This is a genomic window from Dyadobacter sandarakinus (assembly GCF_016894445.1).
GTDB lineage: Bacteria > Bacteroidota > Bacteroidia > Cytophagales > Spirosomataceae > Dyadobacter > Dyadobacter sandarakinus.
On record NZ_CP056775.1, the window covers coordinates 2690477 to 2702381 of the forward strand.

The 11905-nt window shown below is 51.2% G+C and carries 8 protein-coding genes; 4 read left to right on the forward strand and 4 right to left on the reverse strand.

The annotated features are described in order from the left end of the window. The first annotated feature begins 11 nt into the window (after positions 1-11). The gene (locus tag HWI92_RS10720; RefSeq protein WP_204663553.1) at positions 12-1682 is read left to right on the forward strand and encodes a phytoene desaturase family protein; all 1671 of its coding nucleotides are present in this window, start codon (positions 12-14) and stop codon (positions 1680-1682) included. Positions 1683-1739: 57 nt separating this feature from the next. On the opposite strand, the gene HWI92_RS10725 is transcribed toward HWI92_RS10720, so the two are convergent. From HWI92_RS10725 to HWI92_RS10740, 4 genes are read right to left on the reverse strand one after another with little or no spacing between them, the layout of a single operon-like run. Beyond that, a complete protein-coding gene (locus HWI92_RS10725) occupies positions 1740-2330 on the reverse strand; it encodes a TetR family transcriptional regulator (protein ID WP_204663555.1) in 591 nt (196 codons plus the stop codon). A 41-nt stretch (positions 2331-2371) separates the two neighbouring features. After that, positions 2372-3367, reverse strand: a complete 996-nt coding sequence (locus HWI92_RS10730) for a hypothetical protein (RefSeq protein WP_204663558.1) — start codon at positions 3365-3367, stop codon at positions 2372-2374. Beyond that, positions 3357-3692 (reverse strand): DUF3817 domain-containing protein, encoded by a 336-nt coding sequence (locus HWI92_RS10735; protein ID WP_204663560.1) that lies wholly within the window; start codon positions 3690-3692, stop codon positions 3357-3359. Before HWI92_RS10735 ends, HWI92_RS10730 begins: the two co-directional genes overlap by 11 nt. A 21-nt stretch (positions 3693-3713) precedes the next feature. Next, on the reverse strand, positions 3714-4175 hold the full coding sequence (locus HWI92_RS10740) for a hypothetical protein (RefSeq protein WP_204663562.1): 462 nt from the start codon (positions 4173-4175) through the stop codon (positions 3714-3716). 297 nt (positions 4176-4472) lie between these two features. Between HWI92_RS10740 and HWI92_RS10745 the strand changes: the two genes are divergently transcribed. From HWI92_RS10745 to HWI92_RS10755, 3 genes are all read left to right on the forward strand, one after another. After that, positions 4473-5192, forward strand: coding sequence for an SOS response-associated peptidase (locus tag HWI92_RS10745; protein WP_204663564.1), 720 nt, complete (start codon positions 4473-4475; stop codon positions 5190-5192). A 256-nt stretch (positions 5193-5448) separates the two neighbouring features. Further along, the gene (locus HWI92_RS10750; protein WP_204663566.1) at positions 5449-7833 is read left to right on the forward strand and encodes an ABC transporter permease; all 2385 of its coding nucleotides are present in this window, start codon (positions 5449-5451) and stop codon (positions 7831-7833) included. Between the two features lie 131 nt (positions 7834-7964). Then, entirely contained in the window at positions 7965-11888 is a 3924-nt protein-coding gene (locus HWI92_RS10755) for a PVC-type heme-binding CxxCH protein (RefSeq protein ID WP_204663568.1), read from the forward strand. The last annotated feature ends 17 nt before the right edge of the window (positions 11889-11905 follow it).

Consider the following 11905-nt stretch of genomic DNA (forward strand, 5'->3'; position numbering starts at 1 on the left):
GCAAAGCCACTGTGTCTGACAATCAGGATCCAACATACGACTTCGATAACATCATCATTGGTTCGGGAATGGGTGCGCTTTCAGCCGCCATTTGTCTGGCGCGCGCAGGACAAAGCGTACTCATTCTCGAACAGCATGATGTACCCGGTGGCTGGTGTCATAGTTTTTATATCGATGGGCACCGGTTTTCTCCCGGCTGCCATTATATAGGACAGCTTGGTGAAGGGCAGTCTACCCGGATGCTGTATGAAGGGCTTGGGATTGCCGGCGAGCTTACCTTTTTTGAAATGAATCCTGCTGCCTACGAGCATTGCTGGATCGGTGATCAGAAGATTGACCTTCCTGCCAGTTACGATGCACTTTACAACATCCTTTCCCAGCATTTTCCCGAGGAACAAAAAGGTTTGAAGCAGTATCTGACAACGGTACAGCAGGTAAGCCGCCAGCTGGGACTAATCTCGGAAATGGACGGTTTCCTGGATCACCTGACCATTCCCTGGCGCACAAGGCACCTGGGAAAATATGGTTTGTTCAGTCTGAAAAAGGTGGTAGACTGGCACATCAGAAGCCCGTTATTGAAGCGGATACTGAATATCCAGTGGGGAAATCATGGCCTGCCGCCCGCGCAGGCGAGCTTCCCCTATCATGCAGCTGTGATGGACCATTATTCCAATGGCGGATTTTACCCGATGGGCGGCGGCGCGGCTATTGTAAAAGCCATGACCAACGTGATCAAAAAGCACGGCGGGCACATACGCACCCGGCAAAAGGTGAGGCGTATATTGATCGGCGGTGAAAAAACAAAACGCGCAGAAGGTGTAGAACTCACCAGCGGGGAATGCATTTATGCAAAAAGGGTGATCTCCAATGCAGATCCTGAGACAACCTACCTGCACCTGGTCGGGCAGGAATACCTGAGCGCGCGCCTCCTCAAACAAATCAAAAAGACCCGGTATTCATGCACATCCCTGATCCTTTTTCTGACGGTGGACATGGATGTTCGCAAGGCCGGCCTCGACTCGGGCAACATCTGGGTCATGCCCGACATGCAGGGAAGAGAAATGTACGAGCAGGCCTCAAACGTGCAAGCTACCGCCGAGCAGGAATTTCCCGGCCTGTTTGTCAGCTGCAGTACTTTAAAGGATCCTACCAGCTATGATGGCACCCATCATACCCTGGAAGTCATCACGTTGATTGACCATCAGTCGTTCAGCCGTTTTAAGGACGAAAAAAACGAACATTCCCCGGCATACCTGCAGTATAAAGAGGAACTGTGCGAAAAGATGATCACCGGGCTGGAGCGCGTGCTGCCGGGCATCAGCAAAAGCATTGTTCAGAAGGAGCTGGGCACACCCCTAACCAATATGCGGTACATCGGCTCAACCAACGGATGTATTTATGGCACCGAAAAAAGCTTCTGGCAAATCGGTGCTTTCGGTTATAAGGCAGAGAGTGAGATTGAGAACCTTTACCTGTGCGGCGCAAGCATCCTGGCCAATGGTGTGGCGGGAGCAAGCTACTCAGGTGTGCAGACGGCGGCCCGGATCCTGGGCAGTACACAAGCCATGCTGCTGAAAACTGACGCTCCCGGGAAGCTCAATGTGTATCAGGCAGACGACACCTCAGCCTATCCGGAATGGCTTAAAACAAAAATGAAAACCAGGCAAAAGTTAAAAGTATAAGCCACTGCCGCAGCAAAACTGCCAGGATCAGCTGCATGCTGTTTTCACGGTGCCCAGCTAGCGCAGGGTTTCCAGATAATTCTTAAGCTCATTCAGGTAAGTGGTGTAAACCGCCTTACTTTTTTCAAGCTTGCCAAAGTTGCGGATGCCCCAGTAGCCGGACATGACAAACAGGGTTACCTGCCTGGCATCGGTGTGCTTCCCTACCCTTCCGCTCAGCTTCCCACGTTCCAGTGCATCCATCATCGTTTGTACCCATTGTTGTATCAAATCATTGAGGGCTGTGTTGAAACCGGCGTTCCAGGATGTCATCTCCTGCGTGAGGTTTGCGGCCGGGCAACCATACTCGACTTTCAAAAATTCGTCTTCCAGCAACAGGTAATGCATCAGCTGGTAGATGGCGGTCAAAGGATCATCGCCGGTTTGCAGGGGAGTGATGAAACTGCTGGAAAGTGTGGGCTTCAAAAGTTCTTCAATGATAGATATGCCCATTTCATCCTTATTTTTGAAATGGTAAAAAAATGCGCCTTTCGTCACATGAGTGGTTGCTATGATATCGTCAATGCTGGTAGTCTGGTACCCGTTTGCATAGATCAGTTCAAATGCTTTTTCCAGAATTGTCAGCCTGGTCGCCTCTGCCTTTTTCATCTTTTTATCCATTGTTTTTATACGGATCAAATCCGGAACAGCTACTGATCTTCCCGGGCAAGGCTTTTTATGTAATCCCGGATCAGCTGTACACCTTCGGCATCCGGAATTGTAGTGCCGATCTTCGGCATGTGGTATTCGCCCATGGTCTGCATGCGGATGACGATATTTTCCCGGTTGTAGGCAATGCCTGTCTGGTCAAATGGCGTCGTATAGCTCAGGCTAAGTGATGTACCCGCGGCCGATCCGTTTTCACGGTGACAGTGTGCATAGTTTATTTCAAGATACGACCTTGCCCGGTACTTCAGGGGCAACGAAGCATCCCTGTAATCCGGAAGCGTGCTGATCCCTTTCCTGTCCCCATGTGCAAAAAGTCCATTTTCCATGAAATATCCGAGCTGATTCACGCTTTTTCCATCCCTATTCACATTCCGGTTCAGGTTTTTTACCTGCGGACCGAGCGGCACGAGCTCATTCCCGGAGCGGTGGCAGGTTCCGCAATCACGCTGCGCGGGTATTTTGTATTCCAAATGCCGGCTCTTTCCTGATGAATCTTGAAAATAAACCGGTACGACGGCTCCGCCTGTCAGCAAATCAGCTTCGGTCTGGGCAGCATTCCACCGGTAAGTCGCAGCATTCCAATGCCCGCCTGAGTACAGGAGCAGCCGGGTTTCGATAATCTGCCGCCCGCTGTGATTTGCTTTTGGATAAAAAAACGTCTTGACAAGGAGCGATCCGTCCGGAAACACGGGAAGTCCGTCTCCCCGGATCACCAACTTGGTTGCAGCGGGGATCCTGATGAGCCGCTGCTTGTCAGCATAGTCCGTGAATAAAGCCGAGCTGATCTGAATGGGCATGACACCATCAGCGGGCACCAGGTTGCGCATTTCACCCCGAAATAATGCATATTCCGACAGCTTCTTTTTGAAAGTAATACGATTGCTGATTTCCCCGGCAGGATGGTTACAGCCACCCATCAGCAAGGCAGCGGCACCCCAGTACAGGATCCGTACAAGCTGAGCCCGGTTAAGCGTCATTTTCACGATTTTTCCAGGCAGCCTGCTCACGGACAAGAATATGCTTATCAACATAAAAAGTGCCAAATGGAATGATACAGGCCAGTAACACCTTCCACGAAGTTTCGGAAAACTTCCAGCGACAGGTCACGCCCACGCTCAGGGTTGTGAGCACAAAAAGCACAAACAGCAGGCCATGAACCGGCCCGATCATTTTGACGAGCGCCGGCTGGCCGCCCCAGTATTTGAGGGGAACTGCTATAAACATCAGCACGATCAGTGAAATGCCTTCAAAGAAGCCGATGATCCGCAGCCGGCCAATGGGGGTTTTGAGAAGTTGAAACATAGGGACAAAAAGGGAAGATGATTAAAACCGGAAATAGGGCCTGCCCGCCAGGGGTGAAAATGGCCAGGGAACAGCCACTAAAATGATCAGCAAGGCAATTGCAAACCAGGTGCGTATGGTCCTGAACTTTTGCTCGCGGGACGAGGACCGCTTCGCTTTGGCAGAGCCGATCGTGATGATCACGACAGCAATCACCATCAATGCAATGTGGATCAGACGAAAGAACAGGTGCTCACTCACCAGCCCGCTGCCCGCAGCTTCCGCAACATCAAACTTTACAATAGGACTGATCATGTAAAGCGAAAGTCCCAGGAGCAGTTGAATGTGCGCAAGGGTTGCAGTAAGATGTCTGGCAATATCGTCTGTTCGAGTAAATTCCCTGGATGACCGCAGTCCCTCCCATGCTCGGCAGATGGCATAAAGAAGGCTTACCAGGACTAACCACCGGTTGAGTGAATGTAAAATAAGGAGTGTTTGATGCATGGGAATATCGGTTACCATGCAAAGGTATTCAAAAACATACTAACTAGTATGTTTTTGAATTGAACAATGCCGGGCGTGATGCTGCGTCCTCAGCGTCAGGCAATCAGGCTGAATAAGGTCCGGCTTAAAAACTTCCGGCAGGATTCTATTTGGATTAGTACCTGCGGTATGAAAGTGCCGGTAAAAGTAAGGCGTGTTTTTAACCGGAATTGTTCCAACATACGCCCGGAAAACCGAACTAATCAGCCCGTCATCCCGTTAAAAAGTACACCCATTTTACAAGCTAAACCGTTGACTATGTGCTACCATGTTTCGAATGAGCGTGATGCCGGGGAATTGGAAAAGGCATTTAAGCTTCCTGTCGCAAATTCGGAGAAATTCAAACCGCACTTCGATTTTGTGGGCTGGGAAAAGCCGTACCTTCCGGTGATTTCGAAGGAAAATCCGAGGGAGATTGATATGTACCGCTGGCGCCTTGTTCCTGCGTGGGTAAAGGATGAAAAAGATTTTAAAGCCAATACCCTCAATGCCCGGAACGATGAGCTTTTTACCAAAAATTCATACAGAAGCTCCTGGATGAACCGCTGCCTGGTACTGTGTACGGGCTTTTTTGAGCCGCACTACCCGGTACTTGAACAAGACGCTTACGAATCGTGGTACATCAAGCCCAAAGACAAACCATATTTTGCGCTGGGTGCCATATATCAATCCTTTAAAGGTGAAAATACCGTCAGCATTGTTACGACCGACGCAAGTCCTGAACTTGCCCGGATACATAATGATGGAAGGCGCCAGCCGCTGATCCTGACCGGTGATGCAGCCAGGACTTGGCTCACTCCGGACCTCACAAAGGAGGAAATGAGCAACCTAATGCTGTTTCAGTACCCCGATGAGATGCTGGTTACCTACCGCACGCTTGACAATATATTTCATTCCAGAATTGACACGAACGTACCGGAGGCAATCCTGCCCTACCAGCGGCCCAAGGTGGATGTGCTGGGGTTATTTGGTGTGTAAAAATTCTTTTTAAGGCAAAATATTGCAGTAAAGGCTTGTTTCAGACAAGCCTTTTTTTGTGCAGCACGGGATGACCAGGAGCGTCGCACACGCAAAACACAGAATGCAGTATATAAGAATCTTGAATATTTTGGAGGGAGCACGGGTAATTTGGATACCGAAAAACTTTTATCAGTAATACCGGCAAACAACCCTGTCAGAAGTAGACAAAGAACACTCCGGGAAGCTTGCTGCTCATCCAATCCGACAGAAAGTTATGAACAGGCTCCACTTCAACATTGCACTGCGCACTTTCCTCAAAGGCAAATGGTATAATCTGCTGAATATCCTGGGACTGGCGCTGGGGTTGGCGACATTCACTTTTGTGTCCTTATATGTTGCCCATGAAACCAGCTACGACCAGTGGAACCCAAATATAGATCGTGTTTTCCTGGTGGAGCGCGAGCTGCCCAATGGTCCTTCCCCTTACACGCCCGGTAACCTGGCAGCGGCCATCAAGGGTACTTGCCCTGAGGTGGAGGAAACAGGCCGCATGAACACAGCCCTGTTTCAACTGCCGTTTTTTACACGATCAGGAAGGTTTTTGATCAAAAAGTGGGTAGGTGCTGATTATTCCATGGCCAGAATCCTGGGCATCCAAGCCGTGGGATTTGAGCTGAAACCCGGCCCGGACCATGCTGTTCCTATGGTTTTGCTTTCCAGGCGCACAGCCGGCGTCCTGTTTCCGGGCGACAGCTCCGTATCGGGTAAAACGGTGAATATAATGTCGCGCAGCGGGATGCCCATGACCATCGCCGGTGTAGCCGAAGATGCTCCCGGCAATACCAATCTGCAATTCGATTGCATCGGGTTCAGCCAGGACCTCACGCAGGGCAAAGACCAGAGCTATGCCAACCAGATCTACCAGACGTACCTGCTCGTCAAACCCGGCACCAACATGGAGCTGCTCTCCAGAAAGATCGACAGAATATACAAGGAGGCGGCATTGGCGGACACCAGCCTGGTCGCCAGGCAAGCCCTGGCGATGGCCGGCAAGCCCGCTATTTACCTGGATCCCCTGAAAAACCTGCACCTCAAACCCCACTACTCTTCCCCTGTGAATGACCGGATCGTGAAAGGACTTGCCATCCTGGCAATTATCATATTGGTGGTCACCGGGGTGAATTTTACAAACCTGTATGTTTCCCAGGCTGCCAAACGGTCAAAAGAGGTAGGTATCAAGAAAGTCAGCGGCATGAACAAAAGCCAGATCATTTTCCAGTTTCTGGCGGAGATCTTTTTCCAATGCATGATCGCTCTGGCGGCCTCTTTGGCGATTGTGACTGCCGCCTTGCCGTACTTCAACCGGTTACTGGGTGTAAAACTGCTCCTTTCCGGTATCAGTATGGAAATTACCATGCAGATTCTTGCAGCACTGATCACACTCACCTTGCTGGCGGGACTTTATCCAGCCCTGGTGATGGCAGGGTTCAGGCCGGCCGAAGTTTTACGGGGCAACCAGTCCGGGAAAGGATCGTTTTCATGGTCAAGCGGTATCATCCCTGTGTTTCAGTTCACCTTTGCCATCGGCTTTGTCATTACCCTGATCATCATCAACCAGCAGATCCGCTACATGAAAACCGAAAACCCGGGCTTTGAAGCAGGGCAGGTCCTGTATGTAGACAACATGGGCATTTACAATCATCCTGACCAGTTTGAGGCGGTCGGCTCGCGGATCCGGGCGATTCCAGGTGTAAAAAACGTGACGGTTGCTTCCAGTGTACCGGGTGGAATCCTGCCTCCGTCTTATGAATATCTGGTTCAAAGCAAGGCTTATACCATGCAGACGATAGCGGTAGGATACAACTATTTTGAAACACTAAATATCGGCTTGAAGGAAGGGGCCGTCTTCTCCTCAACATTCCATAGGGATTCTGCCAGCGCGGTCATTAACCAGGCAGCTGCCAAAGCATTGGGGCTTGCAAGTCCGGTTGGAACGGTGATCAGAGGACGGGCGGGCAGCTATACCATTACCGGAGTGGTAAACGATGTAAAAACAGCTGGATTTGAAGCCCAGGTTCAGCCTGCCATTTACCTGCTGCACGATCCTTTCGGCTTACCCAAAACCCAGATCATGATCCGCGCAGAAAGCAGCGCCATGCGGCCGGTACTGGCTGCTTTGAGCCGTGATTGGAGCAGTATCAACAAACTTGACCCGGACAATTTCAACTACCATTTTCTGGACGAGCTGTATGGAAAGCTTTTTCTCCGGCAGGAACAACTGCAGTCGGTCCTCACCTGCTTTTCAGCCTTGGCCGTTTTCATTGCGTCACTGGGCTTTTTCGCTTCGGCAGCTCAGGCAATCCATTTGCGGATGAAAGAGGTGGCGATCAGGAAAGTGTTTGGGGCCAGGAGCGGGCAGCTGATGATCACCTTGGGAAAACCCTTTTTTTATGTCATGCTGACCGCCAATGCACTGGCGTGGCCTGCTGCATTCCTGGCGGCTACCCAATGGCTCGAAACCTTCGCTTACAGGATTGATCTTACGTTTGCTCCTTTTTTAATTGCGACAGCCCTTTCCATTGTGATTGTTGCAGTTACGGTTGGTCTGCAAATGATCCGGGCTGTGCGATTTAACCCGGCCATGAAGCTGAAAGTATGAGCACAGGCCCGTGTATCTTTCTCCAATAAAAATGTCCTGCATACCTGTGCTGAGCTGCAATATATATTGCTGGAAAATAAGAAGTAATGCCTGGTGGTAACACCGCCATTTACACCAAAAGCTTATTCCCTATGAAGCCCAATGCCCATTATACCTTGCTGGCCATCGTTTTTTTGTTTGTTACAACGGTAAAAAAATCCAGCGGACAAGCAGCGAACCCGGGCTTTAACCCTAAGAAGGGTGATCGCATCATTTTGCTCGGCAATACCTTTGCCGACCGGATGCGCCACTACGGCTATTTTGAATTGATGCTTCAGAAAAACTTTCCCGGCAGGCAGCTTACCATGCGTAATATGGGATGGAGCGCCGATGAAGTGGGACTGCAGCCGCGGCCGCTGAACTTTCCCGGATTTGGAGAAAAAACCAAAAGACTCACCAGCGGGCAGAATGAAGTAAAATTCCAGGGATTTACGCACGAGGGGGAGCCGATCGTCATGCCTGTTGCAATGAATTTTGACGGCCTCAACCAGGATCTTCACGATCAGCAGGCAGACATCATTTTCCTGTGTTTTGGCATGAACGAAGCATTCAAGGGGCCAGCCGGTTTGCCGCAATTTGAAAAAGACCTTCAGATATTTATTGAAAACCTGCAAAGGAATCAATACAACAATCGCTCAGCGCCGGTGCTGGTGCTCGTATCCCCTATCGCTCATGAAGAATCGGGCGGACATTTTCCTGATCCTGCCACTCACAATAAGGACCTTGCCCTGTATACCCGGGCGATGCAAAAAGCAGCTTCCGGAAAAGGACTTTACTTCATCGACCTTTTTACGCCCTCACTGACAAGAATGAGGCAGAAAGGCCGGGAAAAACTCACGATCAACGGTATTCACCTCACCGATGCCGGTTACCGGCAGGCTGCCGGCTGGATGGCGCAATCGCTGGGCTTCGGAAGAATGCCTGACCTGAATACGGATAGCAACAAAAAGCTGGCAGCTGTCATCCGGATGAAGGATGATCATTTTTTTTACCACTGGCGTGCTGTAAATGGTGAATATATCTACGGTCGCAGACGGGAGCCTTTCGGCGTGATTGCATTCCCGCCGGAGCTCCGAAAGCTCAACCAGATGACCGTCTCCCTCGATTCGGTAATCTGGAAAATGGGCGCAACCGATCAGGTTGCCGCTTACCAGCAAGCCCTTGAAATTGTGGACCGCCGCGGAAAGCCCGTCGACCCGATGCTGATACCCGCTGTGCCGATGACGGGCCGCCAGGAGGAAGCCGCCAAAGCTGCTGCGCACGCACATCACGAAAAAACATGGCCCGCAACCACCGAAAAGTTTAAACTGCCCGAAGGTTATGCAATCAATCTGTTTGCCTCGGAGAAGGATTTTCCGATTGAAAAACCCGTTGCCGTGAACTTCGATGCGCGCGGGAGGCTGTGGGTAGCGACCATGCCGACTTACCCGCAATATTTCCCGGGCATCCCGGTCCACGACAAAATTGTAATCCTGGAAGACACCGACGCGGACGGAAAGGCCGACAAGCACACCGTTTTTGCAGACGATCTCTACCTGCCGCTGGGCTTTGAATTCGGGAATGGCGGTGTGTATGTTTCGCAAGAGCCGGATATCCTGTTTTTGAAAGATACCGATGGAGATGGCAAGGCCGACCTGCGCGAAGTGATCTTGACAGGGTTTGGCTCCGAGGACAGCCACCATGCAACACATGCATTCACATTCGGGCAGGATGGTGCATTGTATTTTAATGAAGGAACATTCCTGAACACACAGGTGGAAACGCCTTATGGGCCGATACGTTCCTATGCGGGTGCCACCTACCGCTACGAGCCACGCACCGCCAGGCTGACGCATTACATTTCTTATCCCTACTACAATCCCTGGGGAAGCGTTTTTGATAAATGGGGTACGCACCTGATCGGCGATGCGTCCGATGGTTCCAACTATTTTGCGCCGCCCATGACCGGCAATATCACCTACCCCGACAAGCATCCACGCATAGAAATGTTCACGGAAACACGCGTGCGTCCCACTGCCGGCATTGAGATTATTTCGAGCAGGCAATTTCCCGACGAAGTGCAGGGCAACTTTCTGGTCAACAACAACATCGGCTTTCAGGGCACAAAGCAGCACCGGATCATTCCGCGGGGCTCGGGCATCGGCAGCAAGGAAGTGGAGGCAATCCTGCAATCAGAAGATCCCAACTTCCGTCCGATCGACATCAAATTCGGTCCGGATGGCGGCCTGTATATTGTAGACTGGTACAATCCGCTCATCTCCCACGGCGAAAACCCGCCCCGCGATCCCGCCCGGGACAAGTCGCACGGGCGCGTCTGGCGGATTACCTATAATGGAAAACCTGCGATGAAGGTGATTGACCTATCCCAGCAAACAATCCCGCAGCTGCTCGATCATCTCAAAGCCTATGAAGACCGGTTCAGGTACCGCTGCCGCGCCCAGATCCGCGAGAAGCAGGCTTCGGAAGTTTTGCCGGAGCTGAAAAAGTGGGTTGCGGCACTGGACAAAACGGACCCGCAGTATGAGCACAACCTGCTGGAAGGATTGTGGATTTTTCAGGATTTCGATGTGGTTGAGCCCGATATCCTGAAAACATTGCTCCATGCAAAAGAGCCTCAGGCACGTGCCGCTGCCACCAAATTGCTGCGCTACTGGCGCGACCGCATTCCTGCATCGCTGGACCTGATGCGAGAGAGGCTGAATGACGAATCGGCACGTGTCCGAATCGAAGCAATGGTTGGGTTAAGTCACCATAATTCCGAGCAGGCGGTGAGCGCAGCAGCGGATATTTTCAACTATCCGCGCGACTATTACATGGACTATGCAATGCACGAAACGTTCCGGTTTCTGAAACCCATCTGGCTGGCGGGTATGAAAAATGGGAAAAGCTTTGGCAAAAACCCGGAACAGTCGCACCGGTACCTGCTGAAACTTGCCAGCATTCAGGAACTGGCATCGCTGCCCCCGAACGCCGAAGTACTCACAGCCATCCTCAGCAGGCCCGGAACGGACGTTACAAAAAAAATGGAAGTCGCAGACCAGCTGGCCCGAATCCGGAACACCGGAAAAGTGAAGGTGTTGCTGGATGTTATTCACGAAGAAGAAAATAGCCCGACATCCGGCCAGCCGAGCAGTGCACAGCAAGAGCTTGTCAGGCTTTTGCTTGCTTCCGGGCAATCCGATTTAAGGCAGCATCAGGCCGAATTTACACAATGGATTGAGACGGATACCAGTCGGGTGATGCAGGCCGTAGGCTTTGCGGCAGCTATTTCGGCGGGACAAGGTGAGCAGGATTTGCAGAAATACGTGCCGGAAAAGCGCGAAGCTTACCTTACTGGAATCTCTATGCTGACAAACACGGATCTTAAAGCTTCGTTTTACAAAAATGTACAGAGAATGGCTCCGGAAACGCCGGCGGCAGCCTATCCTTTACTTATGAAAATGACCCTCGAAAATGAAGCTAAAACGCAGTCGGCGAAAGCGCTGGTGGCATCATTGAAAAACGTACCGGAGGCCGTACAGCAGTCGCAGGCATTTGCAAATGCCATTTCCGTCATGAAAACAATGGTGAACGCAGTGCCGGAGAATGACAGGAAAGATGTGCTGCTCATGCTTGAAAGTATGGGAACCATCGAGCTGAAACTAGTGGCAATCCAGGCAAAAATGGCTTTTGACAAAAAGGAGCTCACGGCGCCCGCAGGCAAGATGGTATCGCTGGTGTTTGACAACCCTGACCTGATGCCGCACAATGTGGTGATTGTACGGCCGGGTACGGCTGAAAAAGTAGGCGAAGCAGCCGACGGAATGGGTAGTTTGAAAGACGGATTTGAAAGAAATTTTGTACCGGTTTCACCGGATGCACTGTTTGCAACACCGCTGGTCAACTCCGGGAAAAACTTCCGGCTTGAATTCAGGGCTCCTGCCCAGCCGGGTGACTATCCCTTTATTTGCTCGTTTCCAGGTCACTGGCGGGTGATGCAGGGAATTTTGAAGATTACCGGGCCCGAAGCACGCTGAGGTATGCGGAGGCCAGA